General features: G+C 76.5%; 21 protein-coding genes. 9 read left to right on the top strand and 12 right to left on the bottom strand.

Annotation, left to right across the window (positions count from 1 at the left end):
• Positions 1-32 precede the first annotated feature (32 nt).
• Together ACI8AA_RS14275 and ACI8AA_RS14280 are read right to left on the bottom strand one after the other, a co-directional pair.
• On the bottom strand, positions 33-1,904 hold the full coding sequence (locus ACI8AA_RS14275) for a hydantoinase B/oxoprolinase family protein (RefSeq protein WP_457045065.1): 1,872 nt from the start codon (positions 1,902-1,904) through the stop codon (positions 33-35).
• Positions 1,904-3,973, bottom strand: coding sequence for a hydantoinase/oxoprolinase family protein (locus tag ACI8AA_RS14280; protein WP_457045066.1), 2,070 nt, complete (start codon positions 3,971-3,973; stop codon positions 1,904-1,906). Before ACI8AA_RS14280 ends, ACI8AA_RS14275 begins: the two co-directional genes overlap by 1 nt.
• 95 nt (positions 3,974-4,068) lie before the next feature.
• Between ACI8AA_RS14280 and ACI8AA_RS14285 the strand changes: the two genes are divergently transcribed.
• The 3 genes from ACI8AA_RS14285 to ACI8AA_RS14295 all read left to right on the top strand — a co-directional run bounded on the left by ACI8AA_RS14285 (position 4,069) and on the right by ACI8AA_RS14295 (position 7,535).
• Positions 4,069-5,286 carry a hypothetical protein gene (locus ACI8AA_RS14285; RefSeq protein WP_457045067.1) on the top strand — a complete coding sequence of 406 codons (1,218 nt, stop codon included), beginning with the start codon at positions 4,069-4,071 and terminating at the stop codon, positions 5,284-5,286.
• Positions 5,283-6,509 carry a hypothetical protein gene (locus ACI8AA_RS14290; RefSeq protein WP_457045068.1) on the top strand — a complete coding sequence of 409 codons (1,227 nt, stop codon included), beginning with the start codon at positions 5,283-5,285 and terminating at the stop codon, positions 6,507-6,509. Before ACI8AA_RS14285 ends, ACI8AA_RS14290 begins: the two co-directional genes overlap by 4 nt.
• Before the next feature lie 165 nt (positions 6,510-6,674).
• Complete coding sequence (locus ACI8AA_RS14295; RefSeq protein ID WP_457045069.1) at positions 6,675-7,535, top strand: sensor domain-containing diguanylate cyclase; 861 nt, start codon at positions 6,675-6,677, stop codon at positions 7,533-7,535.
• On the opposite strand, the gene ACI8AA_RS14300 is transcribed toward ACI8AA_RS14295, so the two are convergent.
• Positions 7,532-7,960 (bottom strand): DUF1707 SHOCT-like domain-containing protein, encoded by a 429-nt coding sequence (locus ACI8AA_RS14300; protein ID WP_457045070.1) that lies wholly within the window; start codon positions 7,958-7,960, stop codon positions 7,532-7,534. The genes ACI8AA_RS14295 and ACI8AA_RS14300 overlap by 4 nt on opposite strands.
• Before the next feature lie 90 nt (positions 7,961-8,050).
• Positions 8,051-8,464 carry a MarR family winged helix-turn-helix transcriptional regulator gene (locus ACI8AA_RS14305; RefSeq protein WP_457045071.1) on the bottom strand — a complete coding sequence of 138 codons (414 nt, stop codon included), beginning with the start codon at positions 8,462-8,464 and terminating at the stop codon, positions 8,051-8,053.
• Positions 8,465-8,528: 64 nt separating this feature from the next.
• On the opposite strand from ACI8AA_RS14305, the gene ACI8AA_RS14310 reads away from it, so the two are divergent.
• A complete protein-coding gene (locus tag ACI8AA_RS14310) occupies positions 8,529-10,373 on the top strand; it encodes an ABC transporter ATP-binding protein (RefSeq protein ID WP_457045072.1) in 1,845 nt (614 codons plus the stop codon).
• A 32-nt stretch (positions 10,374-10,405) separates the two neighbouring features.
• On the opposite strand, the gene ACI8AA_RS14315 is transcribed toward ACI8AA_RS14310, so the two are convergent.
• Positions 10,406-11,506, bottom strand: coding sequence for a winged helix DNA-binding domain-containing protein (locus ACI8AA_RS14315; RefSeq protein WP_457045073.1), 1,101 nt, complete (start codon positions 11,504-11,506; stop codon positions 10,406-10,408).
• Between the two features lie 293 nt (positions 11,507-11,799).
• Positions 11,800-12,666, bottom strand: a complete 867-nt coding sequence (locus tag ACI8AA_RS14320; RefSeq protein ID WP_457045074.1) for a diguanylate cyclase domain-containing protein — start codon at positions 12,664-12,666, stop codon at positions 11,800-11,802.
• A gap of 227 nt (positions 12,667-12,893) precedes the next feature.
• On the opposite strand from ACI8AA_RS14320, the gene ACI8AA_RS14325 reads away from it, so the two are divergent.
• Positions 12,894-13,517 carry a GNAT family N-acetyltransferase gene (locus ACI8AA_RS14325; RefSeq protein WP_457045075.1) on the top strand — a complete coding sequence of 208 codons (624 nt, stop codon included), beginning with the start codon at positions 12,894-12,896 and terminating at the stop codon, positions 13,515-13,517.
• On the opposite strand, the gene ACI8AA_RS14330 is transcribed toward ACI8AA_RS14325, so the two are convergent.
• A complete protein-coding gene (locus ACI8AA_RS14330; protein ID WP_457045076.1) occupies positions 13,448-14,647 on the bottom strand; it encodes an EAL domain-containing protein in 1,200 nt (399 codons plus the stop codon). The genes ACI8AA_RS14325 and ACI8AA_RS14330 overlap by 70 nt on opposite strands.
• A 152-nt stretch (positions 14,648-14,799) precedes the next feature.
• On the opposite strand from ACI8AA_RS14330, the gene ACI8AA_RS14335 reads away from it, so the two are divergent.
• Both ACI8AA_RS14335 and ACI8AA_RS14340 read left to right on the top strand, forming a co-directional pair.
• Positions 14,800-15,435: a dihydrofolate reductase family protein gene (locus tag ACI8AA_RS14335; protein ID WP_457045077.1), complete on the top strand. Its 636-nt coding sequence runs from the start codon at positions 14,800-14,802 to the stop codon at positions 15,433-15,435.
• A 71-nt stretch (positions 15,436-15,506) separates the two neighbouring features.
• Positions 15,507-16,256 (top strand): thioesterase family protein, encoded by a 750-nt coding sequence (locus ACI8AA_RS14340; protein WP_457045078.1) that lies wholly within the window; start codon positions 15,507-15,509, stop codon positions 16,254-16,256.
• A 10-nt stretch (positions 16,257-16,266) separates the two neighbouring features.
• Here the strand turns inward: ACI8AA_RS14340 and ACI8AA_RS14345 are convergent, their stop codons facing one another.
• Positions 16,267-16,941, bottom strand: a complete 675-nt coding sequence (locus ACI8AA_RS14345) for a response regulator transcription factor (protein WP_457045079.1) — start codon at positions 16,939-16,941, stop codon at positions 16,267-16,269.
• Positions 16,938-18,077, bottom strand: a complete 1,140-nt coding sequence (locus ACI8AA_RS14350; RefSeq protein ID WP_457045080.1) for a sensor histidine kinase — start codon at positions 18,075-18,077, stop codon at positions 16,938-16,940. The genes ACI8AA_RS14345 and ACI8AA_RS14350 overlap by 4 nt, the downstream gene beginning before the upstream one ends.
• A gap of 195 nt (positions 18,078-18,272) precedes the next feature.
• Between ACI8AA_RS14350 and ACI8AA_RS14355 the strand changes: the two genes are divergently transcribed.
• Positions 18,273-19,148 (top strand): ABC transporter ATP-binding protein, encoded by an 876-nt coding sequence (locus ACI8AA_RS14355; protein WP_457045081.1) that lies wholly within the window; start codon positions 18,273-18,275, stop codon positions 19,146-19,148.
• A gap of 26 nt (positions 19,149-19,174) precedes the next feature.
• Positions 19,175-19,957 carry a hypothetical protein gene (locus ACI8AA_RS14360; protein ID WP_457045082.1) on the top strand — a complete coding sequence of 261 codons (783 nt, stop codon included), beginning with the start codon at positions 19,175-19,177 and terminating at the stop codon, positions 19,955-19,957.
• Between the two features lie 119 nt (positions 19,958-20,076).
• Here ACI8AA_RS14360 and ACI8AA_RS14365 read toward each other — a convergent pair whose 3' ends face one another.
• From ACI8AA_RS14365 to ACI8AA_RS14375, 3 genes are read right to left on the bottom strand one after another with little or no spacing between them, the layout of a single operon-like run.
• The gene (locus ACI8AA_RS14365; RefSeq protein WP_457045083.1) at positions 20,077-20,586 is read right to left on the bottom strand and encodes a DUF4240 domain-containing protein; all 510 of its coding nucleotides are present in this window, start codon (positions 20,584-20,586) and stop codon (positions 20,077-20,079) included.
• Between the two features lie 34 nt (positions 20,587-20,620).
• Entirely contained in the window at positions 20,621-21,769 is a 1,149-nt protein-coding gene (locus ACI8AA_RS14370; RefSeq protein WP_457045084.1) for an acyl-CoA dehydrogenase family protein, read from the bottom strand.
• Positions 21,763-22,629 carry an FAS1-like dehydratase domain-containing protein gene (locus tag ACI8AA_RS14375; RefSeq protein ID WP_457045085.1) on the bottom strand — a complete coding sequence of 289 codons (867 nt, stop codon included), beginning with the start codon at positions 22,627-22,629 and terminating at the stop codon, positions 21,763-21,765. Before ACI8AA_RS14375 ends, ACI8AA_RS14370 begins: the two co-directional genes overlap by 7 nt.
• Positions 22,630-22,644 lie beyond the last annotated feature (15 nt).

Here is a 22,644-nt window from a genome sequence, read left to right on the forward strand (position 1 = left end):
GGTGAGCAGGTACGAGCGGGTGGAGTAGACCCTCACAGGACGTCGAACTCGTTGAACGCGGCGCCGCCGGAGAGCAGGGCGTAGCCGGGGCCGCGGTCGAAGAAGGGCTCGTCGCCGGTGCGGGCGGCGCGCATCCCGTCGCGCAGCGCGTTCGTCGCCTCGAGGTCGGCCGACCCGTCCTCGCGCACGACCACGCCGTAGTCCTCGCGGGCGCCGGCGACGCTCACCTTGCGCCAGGCGACGTCGCGGAGGACCTCCTCCACCGGCCGGTCCAGCGGGTCGCCCCACCCGCCGCCGCCGGTGGTGCGGATCCGCACCACCGTGCCGGCCGGCAGCGGCTCGGCGTCGGCCAGCGCGTCGACGTCGTGCTCGTCCGGGCCGCCGGGGTCGACGGTGACCTGGAACGGCCGCCCCGCCTTCCCGCCGTTGACGCCCCAGCAGGACAGGATCGAGCGGTCGGCGATCGACATGAAGTGCGCGTCGCGCAGCACCCGGATGTGCTTCTCGTAGCCGCAGCCGCCGCGGTACCGGCCCGGGCCGCCGGAGTCCAGCGCCAGGCCCAGCCGCTCGACGCGCAGCGGGAACCGGGACTCGGTGAACTCGGTGGGCAGGTTCCGCGAGTCGGGGACGACGTGGATGGTGTCCTCGCCGTCGGCGTAGTACCGACCGCCGGAGCCGCCGCCGAGCACCTCGCGCATCAGGTACGGCTGGCCGTCGAGGTCGGTGCCGTAGACGCCGGTGTAGCGGATCGTCTCCTGGTCGGCGGGCATCCGGCCGCCGGTCGCCTTCGCGAGCACGCCGGCGAGCACGCCGAGCAGCCGCAGGATCACGAACGTCCGGGCGTTGGTCGGCGCCGGGAAGACCGGCGTGAGCAGCGTGCCCTTCCCGGGGAAGCGCATCTCGATCAGCGGGACGACGCCCTCGTTGACGTCGAGCTCGGCCATCCGCTCGGGTGTCTCGGCGAGGTTGCGCAGGATCGGCGCCAGCCACTTCTTGAGGAAGTTGCCGTCGGCGTAGTCGCCGCAGTGGTTGATCGGGCCCTTGGCCTGCGGGCCGGTGCCGGTGAAGTCGATGACCAGCGGGGTCTCGCGGGTGGAGTCCATGGTCAGCGTGATCCGCTGGCGGTGGAGCTGGGGCTCCTCCACGCCGTCGTGCTCGGCGTAGTCCTCCCAGACGTAGGTGCCGTCGGGGATCTGCGACAGGATCTCCCGCCGGTAGACCTCGGTGGAGTTGGCCAGGATCGCGTCGAAGCAGGCCTCGACGGCGGCCACGCCGTAGCGGTCGAACAGCTCGCCCAGGCGGCGGGCGCCGGCGAGGCACGCGGAGCACTCGGCGTCGAGGTCGGCGGCCAGCGAGTCGGGCATCCGCGAGTTGCGGGTCATGATCTTCAGCGCGCTCTCGTTGGGCACGCCGCGGTCCCACAGCTTGATCGGGGGGACCATCAGGCCCTCCTCGTAGACGCTCGTGGCGGCGCTCGGCATGGAACCCGGCACCGCCCCGCCGATGTCGTCGTGGTGGCCGAACGCCTGGATGAACGCCACCACCGTCGGGGCGCCGTCGACGTCGGCGAACACCGGCACCGTCACGCACAGGTCGGGCAGGTGGCCGATCCCGCCCTCGGACAGGTAGACGTCGTTGTGGAAGAAGACGTCGCCGACGTTCATCGTCTCGATCGGGTAGTCGCGCACCACCGGGTGCACGAGCGCCGAGTACGAGCGGCCGGTGAGCTTGCGCAGCTGCCGGTCGTGGATGCCGGCGCGGAAGTCGTGGGCGTCGCGGATCATCGGCGACCGCGAGGTGCGCCCGATGGAGGTCTCGACCTCCTTCTCGATCGCGGCCAGCGTGCCGGCGACGATCTCGACGAGCACCGGGTCGGCGTCCACCTGGCCGTTCGTCAGGGTCATCAGGACTCCTTCGTGAGCAGCAGGTTGCCGTGGGCGTCGACGGTGGCGGCGAAGCCGGGGTGGACCGGGACGGTGGAGCCGAACTCCTCGATGACCGCCGGGCCGCGGACCACGTCGCCGGGCGCGAGGCGGGGCCGGTCGTAGGTCGGGGTGTCCACCCAGTCGTCGAAGAAGACGCGGCGGGTGCCCGTGACGGCCCGGTCCGTCCCGCCCTCCCGGGCGGGCAGCTCCACCACGTCCGGACGGCGGATCGGCCCGATGCCGCTGACGCGCAGGTTCACCCATTCGACGGCCTGGCGGGGGTCGTCGGCGAAGTCGTAGCCGTACAGCCGGCGGTGCGCGGCGTGGAAGGCCTGCGCGACGTCCTCGGCCGCGGCCCGGTCGAGCTCGCCGTCGGCCACCGGCACCCGCACCTCGAACGCCTGGCCCACGTAGCGCAGGTCCGCCGTCCGCTGCATGCGCTGCTGGTCGCGGGCGAAGCCCTCGCCGTCCAGGGCGGTCCGCGCCTGCGCCTCGAGGTCGGCGAAGACCGACTGCACGCGCGCGAGGTCGAGGTCGAGGTGCTTGGAGACGACGGTCTGCACGTAGTCGTTGCGGACGTCGACGGTGAGCAGGCCGAACGCGCTGACGTTGCCCGGGTTCGGCGGCACCAGCGTGCGCGGCAGGTCGAGGATGTCCATCAGCCGGCAGGCCAGCAGCGAGCCCGAGCCGCCGAAGGTGGTGAGGGTGAAGTCGCGGACGTCGAGGCCCCGAGCGACCGTCACCTGGCGCAGCGCGTTGGCCTGGTTCCAGGCGGAGATCTCGAGGATGCCGGTGGCGGTGCGCTCGAGGTCCATGTCGAGCTTCGCCCCGAGCTGCTGCAGGCCGTCCCGGGCGGCGTCGACCGACAGCGGGATCTCGCCGCCCAGCAGGTGCGGGGGGATCCGGCCGAGGACGACGTGCGCGTCGGTGACCGTGGGCTGGTCGCCGCCGTCGGGGTAGCAGATCGGGCCCGGGTCGGCGCCGGCCGACTTCGGGCCGACCTTGAGCGTGCCCTCGGGGGAGAGCCAGGCGATCGAGCCGCCGCCCGCGCCGACGGTGACGACGTCGATCATCGGGATCTTGGACGGGTAGTCACCGACCGAGCCCTCGGTGGTCAGCGCCGGCTCGCCGTCGATGACCACAGTGACGTCGGTGGAGGTGCCGCCGCCGTCGCAGGTCAGGACGCGGTCGAAGCCCGCGGCCCCGGCGATCAGCGCCGCGCCCAGCGCCCCGGCCGCGGGCCCGGACAGCATCGTGGTGATCGGCTGGTGCACCACCTCGCCGGCCGACAGCACGCCGCCGTTGCTCTTCATGACGTAGAAGGGCACGCCCGGCGCGAGCTCGTCGAGCCGGGTGCGGATGTTGGTGACGTAGGCGCCGACCTTCGGCTTCACGGCGGCGTCGACCAGCGTGGTCACCGACCGCTCGTACTCGCGGTACTCGCGCAGCACCTGCGAGCTGATGCTGACGACGGCGTCCGGGTGCTCCTCGCGCAGCACCTCGAGCATGGCGCGCTCGTGCGCGTCGTCGGCGTAGGCGTGCAGGAAGCAGACGCCGATCGTGGTGATGCCGGCGTCGCGGAAGAAGCGGGCCGCGGCGACGGCGTCGTCGCGGTCGAACGGGCGGACCTCGGCGCCGGTGTGGTCGAGCCGCCCGCGGACGGTGCGCACCAGGTCGGCCGGGACGATCCGCGGCGGCTTGACCCAGAAGTAGCTGTTGCCGTAGCCGTCGGGCACCGACTGGCGGGCGATCTCCAGCACCGACTCGTAGCCCTCGGTGGTGACGAACCCGATCCGGTCCAGCTTGCCCTCGAGCAGCTGGTTGGTGGCGACCGTCGTCCCGTGGCTGACCGCGGTGACCGCGGAGCCGTCCAGGTCCATGAGGCCGAGCACCTTGCGGACGCCGGCGAGGAAGCCCTCGGCGGGGTCGGCCGGGGTGGACGGCGTCTTGGTCGTCGTCGTCCGCCCGGTGTCCTCGTCGACGGCGACGACGTCGGTGAACGTGCCCCCGGTGTCGATGCCGATCCGGACCCGGCGCGCCGCTGCCATGGGCCGATACCTTAGCGCTGAGGGATCTCGGCGGGAAGGGACGGGCCCGAGTCGCGCCCAAGCCGCCCGCAAGCCGCTGTGGCGACGGTCGGGGCGTGACCCGACCCCTCCTGCGCGCCGCGACCCTGTCCGCCGGGCTCCTGCTGCTGTCCTCCTGCGGGACCGGCTGGCCCGACGACGCCGGGGGGCCGGTGCCGCCGGGGCCCTACACCGGCGTGGCCGGCGGGGCGCTGTTCCGCGACGCCGTGGACGGCGAGTTCGAGGCCGATCACGTGGCCGGCGACGACGCCGTCGTCTGGGTGCTCGGCGACCGCCCGTTCGACGTCGAGCGCGACCCGCTGCCCCGGCCGGCCGACGTGCTGCTGGCCTACCCGGTCACGGCCGGCGGGCTCGGCGCGCCGGTGGTGTTCACCGAGGGCGAGGCCTGGCCGCGCACGACGAACCCGCTCACCGCCGGCCTGGCGCCGGCCCCGGACGGCGACGCCCTGCTGCTGGCCCAGCTCGCCGACGACAGCGGCACCGACGCGGGCGTCCCCGGGCTGGTGCTGCTGCGCTTCGACCCGGCCGGCGGCGAGGTCACCCGGGTCCCGCTGGCCTGGGAGTGGCCCTTCCCGGACTCGGCGCTGGTGTCGTGGACCGAGCTGGAGTGCGACGCCGCGGGCGTCTGCGCCGCGCGGGTCAGAGCGGGCGAGGGGCAGGAGGCCGCCGTCGTCCTGGACGCCGGCGCCGGCGCGGTGCTGGCCGGGGACCCGCCCGGGGAGGACCTGCCGGGGGACCCGACGCCGGTCGCGGACCTGCGGGTGCTGTCCGGCGTCGCGACGCAGGCGGTGCCGGCGGGGGAGTCTCCCGGGTACGACTGGCGGATCCCGTGGGTCCGGTTCGCCACGGGCGCGGGGGAGCCGACCGGCCCGCGGGTGCCGCTGTCGGCGGTCAGCGCGGAGGTCGTCGACCGGCACGTGCGCCCCGACGGCACGCTGCTGGTCGTCGTCCGGGAGGAGCGCAGCAACGCCACCCGGCTGCTCGCGCTCGCACCGGGGGACCAGGAGCCCACGGTGCTGGCCGGGACCGGGTGGGTGCCGGACCGGGACGCGCTGGTCGTGGACGACGCGGCGGGCCGGGCGCACCTGCTCGGGTCCGACGACGTCCTGGTGCCGGTGCTGGTCACCGTCGACCTGGCCACGGGCGGGACGGCCGACTCGGGCCCGCTCTGTCCCGGGGAGGCCGACCTCGGCCACCTGCGGCTCACCGCCGCCGGGGCCGTCGCCGTCGGCACCTGCGAGGGCCGCGCCGAGGGTCTGTGGGTGCTCCGGTGACGCGGCTGCTGACGGGCACCCTGGCCCTCCTCCTGCTCGCCGGCTGCGCCCCTGCCGGGGCCGGCCGGCCGCAGCCCGACGCCGGGCCGCTGCCGCCGGGCCCGTGGACCGCCGTCGCCGGCGGCCGGGCGTTCGCCGGCGTCCTGCCCGAGGACCTCACCGTCGCGCGGGGAACCGCCGGCGCCGGCGTCGTGTGGGCGCTCGGCGAGCGCCCGTGGGACGTCGACAGCGAGGACCCGCCCCCGCCGCCGGACGTGCTCGCCGGCTGGCCCGTCGTCGACGGCGGGCTGGGCGAGCCGGTGCTGTTCACCGAGCGCGAGGACTTCCCGGCCACGACCGGGGTCTGGCAGGGCGGCCTCGCGACGGCCCCCGACGGCGACGCCGTGTACCTGGTCGAGCTGGCCGACGACACCGACGTCGACTCGCCCGCCCTCGGCGAGCTGGCGCTGGTGCGCCTGGACCCGGGCACCGGCGAGGTGACCACGACCGAGCTGCCCGGCGCCTTCCCCTTCGGGCCCGGCGCGATCCTGTACGGCGCGGAGCTGACCTGCGCGGACGACGGCACGTGCCGCGCCGAGCTCTCCGACGGCAACGGCGCCCGCGCCGTCCTCGTCCTCGACCTGGCGACCGGCGCGGTCCTCGAGAACCGGCCGGTGGAGGGCGACGGCGGCACGCCGACCGCCGACGGCCGCCTGCTCGTGACGATCGGCGAGGACGAGGGCTGGCGCCACGACACCGAGGGCCCGGTCGACTCCCCGCCGGTGCGGGAGCTGCGGCCGTGGGTGGAGTACCGGACGCCGGAGGGTGCCCCGGCCGGGCCGCGGGTGTACCTCTCCGACGGGCCCGCGGAGACGCAGGTGACCACGGTGCTGCCCGACGGGGCCGTGCTGGCCGCGCTCCAGGACGAGGCCGCCGGCCGGGCGTGGGTGGTGTCCGTGGCCCCCGGCGTCACCGCGGCGACGACGGTGGCGGAGGTGCCCGGGACCGGCGTCGTCTCCGGCCTGCTGGCCGATCCCGACGGTGGCTGGGTGCACGTGCTGACCTCCTCCGACGTGCTCGTGCCCACCGTCGTCTCGGTGGAGCGGGCGACCGGGGCGGTGTCGGTCTCCGGGCCGCTGTGCGCGGGCGAGGGGTCGCTCGAGGCGCTGCTGCCCACCGCGGCCGGGGCGGTCGCGGTGGGGTACTGCGGGGAGCGGGGCGAGGGCCTGTGGGTGGTCCGGTGAGGCGGGGAGACCGGACGGTCCGGGACCGTACCGATCGACGGGTGTCGTCCGGGCGTGCTGTGATCGCCTGCGCGGGGCGTCCTGTCCTGCCGGCGCGGGGAGGGAGGGGACCCGGGGTGCAGGGCAGCTGCGGGGACCGGCCCTCCGGGGTCCGGTAGCGCCCGGGTGGACGGCCGGCTGGCGCACGAGTTCGTCGAGGGCACCGACGCCCTCGTCTGCGTCGTGGACGGGGAGGGCCGCATCCTGCTGGCCAACCCGGCGCTGCAGCGGTTCACCGGGCGCACGCCGGACGAGTTGGTGGGGCGCTCGTTCGTCGACGTCTGGGTGGTCCCGGAGCACCGCACCCTGGCCGTGGACGCCGTCGGGCGGGCCGTCGCCACCGGCCGGGCGTTCCCGCAGGAGGGCGACTGGCTGACCGCCGACGGCACCCGCCGCCTGATCTCGATGCAGAACAACGTGCTCACCGGCGCCGACGGCCGCCCCTACGCGGTCGCGTGCGTGGGCATCGACGTGACCGACCAGCGGCGGCGGGAGGCGGTGCTGTCGGAGCGGGCGCGCACCGACCGGCTGACCGGGATCCTCAACCGGGGGGCGCTCTTCGAGGAGCTGACCCACCGCCTGGACCCGGCGTCCGGCCGCGACTGCGGCGTCCTGTTCTGCGACCTCGACGGGTTCAAGGTGGTCAACGACGTGCACGGGCACGCCGTCGGTGACGCGGTGCTGGTCGAGGTCGCCGCCCGGCTGTGCGCGGAGGCGGGGCCCGACGCGGTCGTCGCCCGGTTCGGCGGGGACGAGTTCGTGGTCCTGTTCCCGGCCGGCGACGAGGCCGTGCTCGCCGACCTCGCCGACGCGGTGCGCGAGCGGGTCGGCGCGCCGGTGCCCACCGCGGCCGGCCCGGTGGTGGTCGGCATCAGCGTCGGCGGGGCGGTGGGCCGGCCCGGGGCCGCGCCGGACGAGGTCATCGCCCGGGCCGACCGCGCGATGTACGGGGCCAAGACCCGCCAGCGCCGCCGCTCCGAGCGCTAACGCCGCGGCCGGCCGATCCCGGTGGCGTACAGGACGGCGAGGACCGCCCCGGACGGGGCGAGCCAGATGAACCACGGGTAGGCCGGGTCGCCGTTGCCGAGGGAGACCAGCAGCCAGACGACGACGTTCACCGCGACCGCGGCGGCCCACACGGTGGTGAGCACGCGCATCGCCGTCCCGCCGCCGGTGTCGGCGAAGACCGGGTGCCGCGGGGCCGGGCGGGGCGGGCGCGGCGGCTCGGGCAGGTCGCGGGTGATCCGCGCCAGCTCGCCCCGGGTGCGGGCGGCCCAGGCCGCCGTCACGCGCTCGTCGAACTCGTGCAGGTCGAGCTGGCCGGCGCCGACCGCCCGGTGCAGCCGGTCCTGCACCGCCCTCCGCTCGACGTCGGAGACCCGCAGTTCCTCGGCCCGCACCGGCTCGCCCATGCGCCTCATCGTGGCATCGCGCCCCGCCCTGTGGCCCCGTCCAGAGGCTCGTCCCGAGCTCGCGGGGGATGAGGAGGACGGGGTCCGTCGTCAGTCCGCGACGGCGCGCAGCAGGCGGGCCAGCTCGGCGCGCTCGGCGGCGGACAGCCGGGCGAACAGCTCACGGGTGTCGGCCCGGCGGGCGGCGTCCACCTCGGCCTGCACCCGGCGTCCCTCGGCGGTGGCCCGCAGCAGCACGGCGCGGCGGTCGGTCGGGTCCGGGGTGCGCTCCAGGAGGCCCCGCTCCTGCAGCGCGTCGGCCACCTCGGTCGCCGAGCGGGGCGCTATGTGCAGCGCCCCGGCCAGGTCGGACAGCCGCACGCCCTCCTGCAGGACCACCACGCGCAGCGCGCGGGCCTGGTGGGGGGACAGCGCCCACGGCGCGAGGACGTCCCGCCAACGCCGGCGCTGGGTGCGGGCGGCGCGCATCACCAGCTCGCCGAGCTCGGCGCCCTCGTCGTCCACGCGGGAATGCTACCGATGACGGTGCGGTTACCGGAACGTGAGGTAGCCTCAGCAACCACGGGAGGTGGTCACCATCGAGGAGATGGGGAGTGGACGGGGGAGGGGCGGGTCCGGGCGGACCGTCGACCCCGCGGACCGGGCGCAGCTGGAGCGCGCGCCGGTCTCGCTGCGCCGGGTCGCGGCGCTGTTCCGCCCGTACCGCTGGCAGGTCGGCACCGTGGTGGCGCTCATCGTCGCCTCCTCGGTCGTCGCGCTGGCGACGCCGTTCCTGATCCGGCTGGTCATCGACGAGGCCCTGCCCCGGCAGGACGTGCGGCTGCTGGTCTGGGCGGTCGCCGGCATGGTCGCCGTCACCGGGGTGACCGCGGTCCTCGGCGTGGTGCAGACCTGGCTGTCGACGACGGTCGGCCAGCGGGTCATGCACGGCCTGCGGACCGCGGTGTTCACGCACCTGCAGCGCCAGTCGCTCGGCTTCTTCACCCGCACCCGCGGCGGCGAGGTCCAGTCGCGGCTCACCCACGACATCGGCGGCATGCAGTCGGTGGTCACCTCGACGGCGACCTCGCTGGCGTCCAACGCGACGACCGTCGTCGGCACCGTGGTCGCGATGGTGGCGCTGTCCTGGCGGCTGTCGCTGCTGTCCCTGGTCGTGTTGCCGCCGGCCATCGCGCTGACCCGCAAGGTGGCGCGGATGCGCCGCGCGGTCACCGCGCAGCGGCAGCGGCACCTCGCCGACCTGCACGGCCAGGTCGAGGAGGGGCTGTCGGTGAGCGGCGTGCTGCTGGGCAAGACCCTGGGCGCGGGCCCCGCCGCCTCCCGCCGGTTCGCCGCGACGTCGGAGGACCTGGTCGGCCTCGAGGTCCGCTCGCAGTTGGCCGGGCGCTGGCGGATGGCCTCGATGAGCGTCGTGTTCGCCGGCATCCCCGCGCTGATCTACCTGTTCGCCGGGCTGCCGGCGACCTCGGGCGGCATGACCATCGGCACGCTGGTCGCCTTCACCGCGCTGCAGGGGACGCTGTTCCGCCCGCTCATGGGGCTGCTCGACGTCGGCGTCTCGGTCACCAGCTCGATGGCGCTGTTCAGCCGCGTCTTCGAGTACCTGGACCTGCCGGTGGAGATCGACGACCCGGCGTCCCCGGTCGAGCTGGACCCGGCGGCGGTGCGCGGCGAGGTCCGCTGGGAGGGCGTGGACTTCACCTACCCCGACGGCGCCCGCCCGGCGCTGCGCGGCGTCGACGTCGCCGTCCCCGCGGGCACCACGATGGCGCTGGTGGGGGAGACCGGCTCGGGCAAGTCGACGATGGCCTCGCTGGTCGCCCGGCTGGCCGACCCGACCGCCGGCCGCGTGACCGTCGACGGCGTCGACCTGCGCGACCTGCGGCTGGCCACGCTCGCCCAGGTGGTCGGCGTCGTCTCGCAGGAGACCTACCTGCTGCACGCCACCGTCCGGGAGAACCTGCGGCACGCCCGCCCCGGCGCCACCGACGCCGAGATCGAGGCCGCCGCCCGCCGCGCCCAGGTGCACGACGTGATCGCCGCGCTGCCCGACGGTTACGACACCGTCGTCGGCGCCCGCGGGCACCGGTTCTCCGGCGGGGAGAAGCAGCGGCTGGCCATCGCCCGTACGCTGTTGCGCGACCCGCGGGTGCTGGTGCTCGACGAGGCCACCAGCGCGCTGGACACCGCCACCGAGCGGGCGGTGCAGGCGGCGCTGGACGAGGCCCGCCGCGGCCGGACGACGATCACCATCGCGCACCGGCTGTCCACCGTGCGGCACGCCGACCGGATCGTCGTCCTCGACGCCGGCCGGGTGGTGGAGTCCGGCACGCACGCGGAGCTCGTGGCCCGCGGCGGCCGCTACGCGGAGCTGGTGGCCGCCGGCGACGACGCGGACCTGCTGGCCGCCTGAGCCCGGGTGGCAGAAATGGCCATTCCTGCCACTTAGGAGACCTCCACCGCCTTGAGGCGGACGCCGCGGAAGGCGGCCAGCCGCTCGGCCTGCTCCTCCACGGCGGCGCGGACGGCGGCGGAGAACGGCGACCACGGCTCGACGGTGACGGTCAGCGACGACCCGGCCTTGCGCGGCCGCCACAGCCCGGCGAGCGCGCCGTCGGCGAGCACCGCGCCGGGCCGGCCGAGCACCGGCCACACGGCCTTGCGCCGGTCGGCGTCGGGCACCAGCGTCTCCCGGTCGCGGGCCTGCAGGAGGAGGTCGAAGGGGCCGAGCAGGCGCACGCCCCGGGGCGCCCGGTCCCCCAGCCGGCCGGCGTCGTCGGCCAGCACCCACCGCCGCTGCCCGTCGACCTCCACCTCGACGGCGTCCTCGGGCCAGCGCTCCTTGACGTCCTTCACCGCCCCGTCGAGGTAGCCGGCCACGTGCTGCGGCGTGGCCGGGCCGAGCAGGTGCAGGTACGCGCGGACGACGTCGAGCCGGGCGGGGACGCTGCCGGCGGGCGCGAACCCGGGCACCGGCTGCAGCACCGGCGGCGAGGTGCCCGGCTGCAGCTCCAGCCCGGCGTGCAGCGCGGCCAGGCGGAACGGCTGCTCGTAGAGGTGCACCGCGTCGCACGGGCGGCACCACCGGTTGTACGGGCCGGGCCCATGGGCGTCCGCCAGCGCGTCCGACAGCCGGCGCGACATGTCACCCTTGACCGTCGGCGCGGTGACGATCTCCCGCATGCGCCCGGCGATGGTGTCCAGCGCGGTGAGCACGGGGATGCCCGCGGCCCTGAGCGGCTTCGCGGCGTCGAAGACCCGCTTGGCGGCGTCGGCCTCGGAGAACGGCGCGGTGGCCGCGGCGACGGCGGGCAGGTCGGCGCGGCGGTACAGGTGCGGGGCGCCGCGCAGCGTCCACGCGGTGGCCAGCTCGCCGGGCTCCGGCACGACGCCGCGGACCGCCAGCGCCCACAGGCCGCCGTCGGGTCCGGTGTCCTGGACGCCGAGGTCGAGGACGGCGGTGTCGGCGGGCGTGCCGGTGTCGCGGTCCAGCTGCTGGGTGGTGACGCGGTACGCGAGGACGTCGGCGGCGGTCGCGGTCGGCACGCCGCGGACCCTAGGCCCGGCCGGGGACGGGCGGCCCGTCCCCGGCCGGGGGGAGTCAGGCGCGCCGGCCGTGCGCGGCGACCGACAGCGGCTCCCCCCCGCCGCCACTCGGCCGGCCGGGACCCGTGGTCGCGGGTGGCGGTGTCGCGCGCGGTGGCGGTCACGGTGTCGCCGCGCTCGAGGGCGGCGGTCGCCCACTCGCGGCCGGAGCCGCGGGACGCGCCGGTGACGAACCGGGTCCTGGGCACGTCAGCGGCAGCGCGGCGGGGCGGGGTGTTCCCCGCCCGGGCACGTCAGCGCCGGCCGCGGCGGACGCTCTTCACGCCGTACATGGCCATGTCGGCGCGGTTCATGACGGTGTCGGGGTCGTCGCCGGGGCCGCCGGTCGCCGTCCCGGTGCTCACGCCCACCCGGACCTCGCCGCCGGCGACGTCGAACGGCTCCTGCACCGCCGCCTCGATCCGGCGCGCCCGGTCGGCGGCCGCGTCGGGGTCGATGCCGCGCGAGACGACGACGAACTCGTCGCCGCCGAGGCGCGCGACGACGTCGTCCGGGCCGGCCAGCGCGCGCAGCCGCCCGGCGACGGCGACCAGCAGCCGGTCGCCCGCCGCGTGCCCGAAGCGGTCGTTGACCGCCTTGAAGCCGTCGAGGTCGCAGAAGACCAGGCTGCACCCGTCGCCGGTCTCGACGTGCAGGCGGGCGGCGAGGACGGCGAACAGCGCGCTGCGGTTGGCCAGACCGGTCAGCGGGTCCGTGACGGCCTGCCGGCGGACCTGGGCCTCCCGCTCGCGGTGCGCGGTGACGTCGATGCCGATGAAGGCGACGGCGTAGGGGGCGCCGTCGTCGCGGGTCAGCACGCTGGTCTGCAGCTCGACGCGGCGCTGCCGGCCGTCGCCGGTGCGCCAGTCGACCTCCCCGGGGATCGCCGGCCGGCCGGACAGGACCATCGCCAGCGCGGCGCGGGCCAGCTCGACCTCCTCGGGGAGGGTCACGACCTGCCAGAACGGGACGCCGACGAGCTCCGCGGCGCTGCGGCCGGTGAAGCGCTCGAGGGCGGGGTTGGCCAGCAGGACCCGCCCGTCGCCGTCGCAGACGAGCACGAGGGCCGCCGTCGCCTCCACGGCCGCGCGGGCCAGGCCGTCGAGGGCGGTGGGCGTCACGGACACGGTGGCACCGGACCGGGCGCCCCGGGGGCCGGCCGGCCGGTCGGGGGTCCGGCCGCGGACGGCCGTCGGGGTGCGTGCACCGGAGCTCCTCGGGGTGGCTGCTGACCTCCTCTGCATCGGCGCGTCCGGGCCGGACCTCGAGGGCGCCTCCCCCCATCGGGTGGGCCCGGGTGGCACGCGCGGCCGGTCCTGGCGTAGGGGAGCCGGGCTAGCGTGGGCGGGTGCTCGACGGGCCGGTGACGTTCCGCCCGCTGACCCGCGCGGACCTGCCGCTGGTGGGCCGCTGGCTCGAGGAGCCGCTGGTGGCCCGCTGGTGGGCGCACGAGACGACGCCCGAGGCGCTGGAGGCCGACTTCGGTCCGAGCATCGACGGCACCGACCCGGGCGAGGTGCTGCTGGCGCTGGCCGGCGGGCGGCCGTTCGGGCTCGTGCAGCGGTACCGGATCGCCGACTTCCCCGAGTACGTCGAGGAGCTCGCGCCGGTGGTGGACCTGCCGCCGCGGGCGCTGTCGATCGACTACCTCGTCGGGGAGCCCGGCGTCCGCGGCGGGGGAGCGGGCACGGCGATGATCGCCGCGTTCGTGGCGGAGAGCTGGGCGGCGTACCCGGAGGCCGACGCCGTCCTGGTGCCGGTGGCCGCCGGGAACGTCGCGTCCTGGCGGGCGCTGGAGCGGGCCGGGTTCACCCGGGTGGCCGAGGGGCCGCTGACGCCGGACAACCCGGTCGACCCTCCCGACCACGTCGTCTACCTGCTGCGCCGGCCGGCGCCCCGGCGTCAGGCGGCGGGCAGGGCCACCGGCGGCGTCACGGGGGACAGCGCCTCCGGCGGGCCGGGGCGGCCGTAGTACCAGCCCTGGCCGAGGTCGACGCCGAGGTCGCGCAGCCGGGCCGCCTCCTCCGCCGTCTCGATGCCCTCGGCGACCACCGTCACGCCGCAGCTGTGCCCGAAGGTCACCAGCGACCCGACCAGCTTGGACAGCACCGGGTCGGTGTCCAGGCCGCTGACGATGCTGCGGTCCATCTTGATGACGTCGGGGCTGGTCACCACGATGTGCCGGAGCGAGGAGAAGCCGGCGCCGACGTCGTCGATGGCCAGCCGCATGCCGGCCGCCCGGAAGGGCACCAGCGCGGTGGTGAGCGCGTCGTAGTCCTCGACCGGGTCGTGCTCGGAGAGCTCGAGCAGGATGCGGTGCAGCGGCAGCTCGCGCAGCAGCGTGGCGAACTCCGGGGTGAGCAGGGTCTGCGGGGACACGTTCATCGCCACGTAGCCGCCGACCCGGTCCAGGTGGGCCGCCGCGCCGCGGAGGGCGAGCAGCTCCACCTCGTGCCCGCGGCCGACGCTGTGCGCCTCCTCGAAGACGACGTCGGGTCCCTTGCCCCACTCGCGCGGGAAGCGGCTGAGCGCCTCGGCGCCGACGCGGGCGCCGGTGACCAGGTCGACGATCGGCTGCAGGACCACGCTCGGGCCGCCCGCGGCCACCAGCGGGTCGAGCCGGCCGTCGATGTCGTCGCGGCGCTGCTGCTCGCGGACCTCGGGCTCGATGATCACCGACGCCGCCGACGCGAGGACCTGCATCAGCGCCTCGTCGCGGCGGGTGAGCTCCTTGTCCGAGGTGAAGCCGAAGGCGCAGAAGGTGCCGTACAGGCTGCCGTCGGAGAGCGTGACCGGCGTCGAGACGTAGCTGCGGATGCGGGGGATGCGCGCCGAGGGCAGCGACATCGCCAGCGGGTGGCGCGTCACGTCGTCGATGACGGCGGGCAGCCTCCCGTCGAGGATCGCCTGGCAGAACGAGGTGTCCTGGGCGACCTTCGCCTTCTCCTGCACGAGCACCGGCACCCGGGTGTCGACCACCTCCAGGTGCTGGGTGGTGCCGTCCATGCGGCTGAGGAACGCCACGCTCATGTGCAGCGACGTGCGCGCCGTCCGCAGCAGGTCGGCGATCTGCTGCTCGGCGTCGGTGCGCTGTCGGGCCATCGGGTGCTCCTCGTCCGGACCGGGGTGACCTCCTCCCATCGACACCGGTCGTGCACGACTGGAGTGGGCCCGACGGGGCTCACCCGGACCGATGAGTCCCGGCGCCGCCCGCCGTCTGCACCTCCGACCGCACCACCCCGGAGGAGAGACCGATGCGCCCGCTCACCGTCACCACGTTCCTGACCCTCGACGGCGTCGCCCAGGCCCCCGGCGGGCCGCAGGAGGACCCGTCCGGCGGCTTCCCCCACGGCGGCTGGCTGGTGCCCTTCGCCGACGAGGCGATGGGGGAGCAGATGGACGCCTGGTTCCGTCCGGCCGAGGACTTCCTGCTGGGCCGGACGACGTACGAGATCTTCGCCGCGCACTGGCCGCACGTGGACGCCACCGGGGACCCGGTAGCCCAGGCGCTGCAGACGAAGACCAAGCACGTCGCGTCGCGGACGCTGACCTCGCTGGAGTGGTCCACCGCCCGGCTGCTCGGCGCCGACGTGCCGGCCGCCGTCCGGGAGCTCAAGGCGGCCGACGGCGGCGAGCTGCAGGTGCACGGCTCGATCGGGCTGGTGCAGACGCTGCTGGCCGAGGACCTGGTCGACGAGTTGCGCACCATCGTCTTCCCGGTGGTCCTCGGCGCGGGCAAGCGGCTGTTCGAGGGCGGCGCCGCGCCGCGGACCTGGGAGCTGGTCTCCTCGGCGACCACCTCGACCGGCGCGGTGATGACCGCCCACCGGCGCACCGGCGAGGTGGCCACCGGCTCGTTCGCGCTCGAGGACGCCGACACGACGGTTTGACATCCGTACCGGCGGGTGTACGGTCCTCCCGTCTCGGTTGGACAGTCCAACCGAGGCGGGAGGAGGAACCCGTGACCGCCATCGCTCTCGAGGCGTCGCCGCTCGTCTTCGACCCGTCCTGGCGGTCGTTCACGCACGTGCAGGGCGGCCTGGTGGCCGGGCACCTGATGGCCGCCGCCGCGGACCGCACCGGCGCCGCGCCGCGCGCGGTCACCGCCCACCTGCTCGCCGGGGTCGAGCCGGGCGTGGAGACGGCGGTCGACGCCGCCCCCGACCGCGCCGGGACCACCGGCAGCGTGCGGGCCACGATGAGCCAGCAGGGCCGGGTGCTCGCCGTCGCCCAGGTGCTCACGCTGGCCCGCCCCGCCTCCCCGGTCTCCGAGAGCGCGCCGCCGGCGCCCGGGCCGACCGTGCGCGAGGGCGTGCCGGTGCAGCTGCCGCGGGACCTCGTGCCGATCGCCGACCACACCGAGGTCCGCGCGCTGGGGCCCTCGCGCCCGCTGGCCGGCGGTCCGGAGCCGCGGCTGTCGGCGTGGGTCCGCATCGACGGCGACCTCGAGCCGCTGGTCCAGCTCGGCGTGCTGCTCGACGCGCTGCCGCCGGCGCTGTTCGCCGTCCGCACCACGCCGGCGGTGATGCCGACCGTCGAGCTCACCGCGCACCTGGCCGGCCCGCCGCCGGAGACCGGCGCGTGGGTGCGGATCGACCAGGTCACCACCTGGGCCGACGCCGACGTCGCGGTCGACGACGCCGAGCTGCGCGCCGTCGACGGCTCCCTGGTCGCCCGGGCCCGCCAGACCCGGCGCCTGCTCTCGCGCTGAGCGGGGCCGGTCAGCCCTCGAGCAGGCCGGCCTCGTGGGCGAGGATCGCGGCCTGCGTGCGGTTGGCCAGGTCCAGCTTGGTGAGCAGCCGGGAGACGTAGGTCTTCACGGTGGCCTCGCTGACGAACAGCCGGCCGGCGAGCTCGGCGTTGGACCCGCCGCTGCCGAGCAGGGTGAGCACCTCGCGCTCGCGGTCGGACAGGGCGGCCACCCGGCGCAGCGCCTCGGCCCGCCGCGGGGCCGCCCGGCTGCCGACGTAGGAGGCGATGAGTCCGGCGGTGACGGCGGGGGAGAGCGTCGCCGTCCCGTCGGCCACCGCGCGCACGGCGGCGGCGATCTCCCGCGGCGGCGTGTCCTTGAGCAGGAACCCGGCCGCGCCCGCGGCCAGCGCCGCGTAGACGTACTCGTCGACGTGGAAGGTGGTCAGGACGGCGACCTGCGGCGGGTCGGGCAGGGCCAGGATCTCGCGGGTCGCGGCCAGGCCGTCCATCCCGGGCATGCGGACGTCGGTGAGCACGACGTCGGGCCGCAGCTCCCGCGCCGCGGCCACGCCCGCTGCGCCGTCGCCGGCCTCCCCGACCACCTCCACGTCGCCGGCCGCCTCCAGCACGGTGCGCAGGCCGAAGCGGACCAGCTCCTCGTCGTCGACCAGCAGCACCCGGATCCGGCGCCCGTCCCCGCTCACGCCGGCAGCACCGCCTCGACGCCGAAGCCGCCGTCCAGCCGGGGCTCCGCGACCAGCCGCCCGTCCAGCGTGCGCACCCGCTCGGCCAGCCCGACCAGGCCGAAGCCGCCGCCGGGGACGGCGTCCGGGACGCGGCCCGGCGGGCCGTTGACGACCGTCACGTGCAGCTCGCCGGGCCGCCGCTCGACGGTCACCCGGACCGGCGCGCCGGGGGCGTGCCGGCCAGCGTTGGTCAGCGCCTCCTGCACGATGCGGTACGCCGCCCGGCCGACGACGGGGTCGACCGGCGCGGTCCCCTCCGCGGGACCGGCCCAGGTGACGGCCATCCCGGCCTCGCGGGCCGACGCGACCAGCCGCGGCAGGTCGGCCAGCCCCGGCTGCGGGCCCAGCGGCGCGGCCTCGTCGACCTCCTCCGCGCGCAGCACCCCGACCATCTGACGCAGCTCCTCCAGTGCCTTCCGCCCGGCCGTCTGCACCTGCCCGGCCAGCTGCTCCACCCGCTGCCGGTCGCCGGCGGCCACCTCGATCGCGCCGGCCTGCAGCACCATGAGGCTCACCCGGTGCCCGACGGCGTCGTGCATCTCCCGGGCGATCCGGGTCCGCTCGCCCACCACGGCCTCCCGGGCCAGCAGCTCCCGCTCGGCCTCGGCCCGCACCGCCCGGTCCCGCAGTGCGGCGAGCAGCAGCACTCGGGTGCGCTGCCAGATCCCGAGAGCGCCGGGCAGGAGCAGCACCAGCCCGATCGCGCCCAGCCCGCCGACGGCCTCCTCCGCCGTCCCGAGGTCCCACGGGCGAACGAGGGCGACGGCCCCGGCCAAGGCGGCGGCCGCACGCACCGGCCAGCGTCCCTCGTACCGCCCGACCGCGTAGGCGGTGAGCGGGGTGGCGACGGTCAGGGCGGGACCGAGTGCGGCCATGAGCGCCCCGACGGCGAACGGCACCAGCGGCGCACGGCGGCGCAGGAGCAGCAGGGTCAGCGCCAGCACGACGGTCCCGGGCACGACGAGTGCAGGCGGACCGCCGTCCGGGGTCGCCGCGGACAGGCCGACGACCACGGTGCCGAGCACCGCCAGGACGACCTCGAGCGCGACGCCGCCGGGCCCCAGTCCCGGCCACAGACGCTCCCGCAGGCCCATGCGCCGGAGCGTAGGACGGGCGGCCGGCCGTACGGGTCGCCCGTCGGTCGTGGTCCGGCGTCACCGTTCGGACGACACGGGATCGGTCACCCGTCGCCGCAAGTCGAGCCCCGCGGCCGACGCGGACGGCGGCCCACCGCGGCCAGGCTCGTCGCCGTGACCGGACCGGCCGGTCGAGACCCGCAGGAGGTCCCCGTGATCGAGGTCAGCGGACTGACCAAGCAGTTCGGCTCCCGGACCGTCGTCGACGACGTGTCCTTCACCCTCGAGCCCGGCACCGTGACCGGGTTCCTCGGGCCCAACGGCGCCGGCAAGACCACGACCATGCGGATGATGACCGGCCTGGTCCCGGCCACCGCGGGGACCACCCGGATCGACGGCCGCCCCTACGCCGGCCTGCCGAACCCGGCCGCCGTCGTCGGGACGCTGCTCGACGCCTCGGCGGTCCACCCCGGGCGCACCGGCCGGACGCACCTGCGGCTGCTGGCCTCGGCGGTCGGCGTGCCGGCGGCGCGGGTCGACGAGGTGCTCGAGCTGGTCGGGCTCACCCCGGCCGCGCGCCGCCGGATCGGCGGCTACTCGCTCGGCATGCGGCAGCGGCTCGGCATCGCCGGGGCGCTGCTGGCCGACCCGCCGGTGCTGGTGTTCGACGAGCCGGCCAACGGGCTGGACCCGGAGGGCATCCGCTGGATGCGCGACCTGCTGCGCGGCCACGCGGCCCGCGGCGGCACGGTGCTGCTGTCCTCGCACCTGCTCGGCGAGGTCGAGTCGACCGTCGACCGGCTGCTGGTCATCGGCGCCGGGCGGATCGTGGCCGACGGCCCGGTGAGCGACCTGCTCGGCAGCGACGGGACCTCCGTACGGGCCGCCGACCCCGCCGCCCTGTCCCGGGCGCTGGAGGCCGCCGGGTTCCACGTGCAGCACGGGCCCGACGGCGCGCTGGTCGTCCCGGGCGCCGAGCCCGGCCGGGTCGGCGCGGTCGCCGCCGCCGGCGGCCACGTCCTCACCGACCTGCGCCCGGTCCGCCGCGGCATCGAGGACCTGTTCTTCCAGCTCACCACCGCCTCCTGACCCCTCCTCACTCCCTGGAGACCACCATGGCCGCCGTCCTGCCCGCCGTCGTCCCCGCCCCCGGAGCCCCGCCCGCCGGCGCCCGCCCGCCGGTCCGCGCCGGCGCGCCCTCGCCCGCCGCGCTGGTCGGCCTCGAGGTCCGCAAGTCCCTGTCCACGCGCTCGGGCCGCTCGCTCGCCGCGGCCGCGGTGCTGCTGGCGCCGGCCGCCACCGCGGTCGTCGCGGCGGCGAGCGAGGAGGGTCTGGCCTCGGTCACCGGCCCGATCGGCGTGATGGGCGTGCTCACCGGCCTGGTGCTGGTGGCGCTGGGCGTGCTGTCCACGGCGGGGGAGTGGAGCCACCGGACGGTGCAGACCACCTACCTGCTCGTCCCGCGCCGCGGCCGGGTGCTGGCCGCCAAGGCGGTCGCCGTCGCCCTGCTCGGCGCGGTGCTGGCCGCGCTGTCGGCGGCGCTGACCGCGGGCGTCCTGGCGGTCCTCGTCGACGGCGCGTCGTGGGCGGGCGCCGGGCGCGCGCTCGGGGTGGTCGTGGCCGCCGGGGCGGTGTTCGCGGTGACCGGCGCCGGCGTCGGGGCCGCGCTGGCCAACACCCCGGCCACGCTGACCGCGTTCTACCTGGTCGTGCTCGGGGTGCTGCCCCTGGTGCGGACCTTCGAGCCCGCGGTGGGGTCGCGACTGGACCCGGCCGAGGCGGTGCTGGCCCTGGCGCTGGGCCAGGCGCAGACCCGGCCGGTGCTGGTGCTGACCGGGTGGGTCGTGGTGAGCGTGGTCGCCGGCGCGCTGGTCACCCGCCGCCGCGCGGCCGCCTGACCGCGGCGACACCCCGTCCAGGGCGGTCCCGGCTCCGGCCGGGGCCGCCCTGGACGTTCTCGTCGCGGTCCTGTCGGGCGCTCCCGCGGGGACGCGTCAGCCGCCGGACGCGCGGGCCGTCAGGCGGGGGAGGTGTGCGGCGAACCAGGCGTCGTCGTCCTCGGGAACGGCTCGCCGCGGGGGTCGTCGGAGGAGCCGGCGGCCATGTCCACGTCGAGGTCCTCGGGATCGACGCCGGCCTCCTCGAGCACCTCGGCCGGCACGTAGGCCAGCGACTCGGCCTCGCTGAAGACCTCGCCGTCCTCGTCCCACTCCAGGTCGGCCAGGGCGTCGGGGTCGGCGAGCACCCGCTCGAACGCCTCCCTGCCCTGGGCGACCAGCCAGACGCGGAAGTCGAGGAAGGCGTCGTCGCTCATGCCGCCGGCGGCGACGTACCCGGCGGCCCACACCCGCCACTCGTTCGCCCGCTCGACCTGTTCGTGCAGGTGCCGCGCGAAGGCGACGACGTCGTCGGTCCCGCGCGCGGACAGCTCCTCGGTGAGGGCCTCCTCCTGGGAGGCCATCGGGTCGTCGGACCCGGGCGCGGGACGGCTCCGCTCGATCACGGTCCAGAAGGCGTCGAGGTCCATGCCGGGACCGTACGGCCGGGGTCCCCGCGGTGCCTCAGTCCAGGCCGCCGCGGGCGACGAGCTGGCGGGCGATGACGTCGCGCTGGATCTCGTTGGTGCCCTCGCCGACGATCATCAGCGGCGCGTCGCGGAAGTAGCGCTCGACGTCGAACTCGGTCGAGTAGCCGTGCCCGCCGTGCACCCGGATGGCGTCCAGCGCCACCTTCATCGCCGTCTCGGAGGCGAACAGCTTGGCCATCCCGGCCTCCATGTCCGACCGCTGTCCCGACTCGTGGCGCTCCGCCGCGTACAGCACCAGCTGCCGGGCGGCGGTGAGCGAGGTGGCCATGTCGGCGAGCAGGTTGCCCACCGCCTGGTGCCGCCAGATCGGCTTCCCGAAGCTCTCCCGCTCCTGGGCGTAGCGCAGCGCGTCGTCGAAGGCGGCCTGCCCGACGCCGAGCGCCCGCGCGGCCACCTGGATCCGGCCGGTCTCCAGCCCGGTCATCATCTGCGCGAAGCCGCGGCCCTCCACCCCGCCGAGGACGGCGTCGGCCGGCGCCCGGTACCCGTCGAAGGACAGCTCGCAGCTCTCCACGCCCTTGTAGCCGAGCTTGGGCAGGTCCCGCGAGACGGTCAGCCCCGGCCCGTGCTCGACCAGCAGCACCGACACCCCGCGGTGCCGCGGCTGCGCCTGCGGGTCGGTCTTGCACAGCAGCGCCACCAGCTGCGACCGGCGGGCGTTGGTGATCCAGGTCTTCGCGCCGTCGACGACCCAGCCCCCGCCGTCCCGCCGCGCGACGGTCCGCATCGCCTGCAGGTCCGACCCGCCGCCGGGCTCGGTGAGCGCCATCGTCGCGCGCACCTCGCCGGTGGCCATCCGCGGCAGCCAGCGGTCCTGCTGCTCCCGCGTCCCGAACGCCAGCAGCAGCTTGGCGACGACGGTGTGCCCGCCCATCGCCCCGGCCAGCGACATCCACCCGCGCGCGAGCTCCGCGGTGACCAGCGCGTAGCAGGGCACGGACACCGGCGCCTCGCCCCACGGCTCCGGGATCGCCAGGCCGAAGACGCCGAGCTGCTTCATCCGCTCGACCAGCGCCTCGGGGTAGGTGTCCGCGTGCTCGAGCTCGCGCGCCACCGGCCGGACCTCGCGGTCGACGAAGGTGCGCACGGTGGCGACGACGTCGCGCTCCTCCGGGCTCAGCACGGGCCGGCCCCCGCGAGCACCGCGGTCCCCGTGACCGACGCCGGCTGCCCCACCGCCGCCGCGCTGAGCGTGAACCGGTCGCCGTCGAGCCGGCCGGTCGCCCGCACCGGCGTGCCCGCGTACGCCGGCCGCGTCAGCCGGTGGGCGAACGACGTGACGGACCGGTCCGGGGCGTGCCGGCGCGGGACCTCGAGCAGCAGCAGGGCGAGCAGCGGCCCGTGCACCACGAGACCGGGGTGCCCCTCGACCCGCGTCACGTAGGGCTGGTCGTAGTGGATGCGGTGCGCGTTGTAGGTGAGCGCGCTGAACCGGAACAGCAGCGGCGGGTCCGGCAGCACCTCGACCACGTGGTCGCCCTCGCCGGCGGGGGACCCGGCGCCCGCCGGGGCCGGGGACGCGCCGGCCTCCTGGGAGCGGTAGACGACGTCCTGCTCCTCGGTGACCAGCAGCGCGCCGTCCTCCCGGTACTCGCTGCGCACGGTGACCAGCAGCATCTCCCCGCTGCGCCCGGCCTTGACCTCGCAGCGGGCCAGCGACGACGTCCGCTCGACCACCGCACCCACCCGCAGCGGCGCGGCGACCTCCATCCGCCCGCCGGCGATCATCCGGCGCCGGTGCGGCAGCGGCGGGAGGAAGTGCCCGGCGCGGGGGTGGCCGTCGTCGCCGAGGTCGGCGGTGGCCGGCCGGTCGAGGAAGGTGAACCAGTGCCAGCCCGGCGGCAGCGGGTCGCCGTCGGCGAGGGGCGGCGCGGGTTCGTCGAGGACGGCGGCGAACGCGGCCGCGGGCCCGGGCGCGACCGGCGCGGCGTCGGTGAGCGGGCCCGGGGACCAGCCCTCGACGACGTCGGACAGGAGGGACACGGCGTCATCGTGCCG

Source organism: Geodermatophilus sp. SYSU D01180 (assembly GCF_054050415.1).

Bases quoted from the DNA above. Each gene is read 5' to 3' on its own strand.
- ACI8AA_RS14275 (WP_457045065.1), bottom strand. From the start codon at position 1,904: ATGACCCTGACGAACGGCCAGGTGGACGCCGACCCGGTGCTCGTCGAG.
- ACI8AA_RS14280 (WP_457045066.1), bottom strand. From the start codon at position 3,973: ATGGCAGCGGCGCGCCGGGTCCGGATCGGCATCGACACCGGGGGCACG.
- ACI8AA_RS14300 (WP_457045070.1), bottom strand. From the start codon at position 7,960: ATGGGCGAGCCGGTGCGGGCCGAGGAACTGCGGGTCTCCGACGTCGAG.
- ACI8AA_RS14330 (WP_457045076.1), bottom strand. From the start codon at position 14,647: ATGGCCCGACAGCGCACCGACGCCGAGCAGCAGATCGCCGACCTGCTG.
- ACI8AA_RS14335 (WP_457045077.1), top strand. From the start codon at position 14,800: ATGCGCCCGCTCACCGTCACCACGTTCCTGACCCTCGACGGCGTCGCC.
- ACI8AA_RS14350 (WP_457045080.1), bottom strand. From the start codon at position 18,077: ATGGGCCTGCGGGAGCGTCTGTGGCCGGGACTGGGGCCCGGCGGCGTC.
- ACI8AA_RS14360 (WP_457045082.1), top strand. From the start codon at position 19,175: ATGGCCGCCGTCCTGCCCGCCGTCGTCCCCGCCCCCGGAGCCCCGCCC.
- ACI8AA_RS14365 (WP_457045083.1), bottom strand. From the start codon at position 20,586: ATGGACCTCGACGCCTTCTGGACCGTGATCGAGCGGAGCCGTCCCGCG.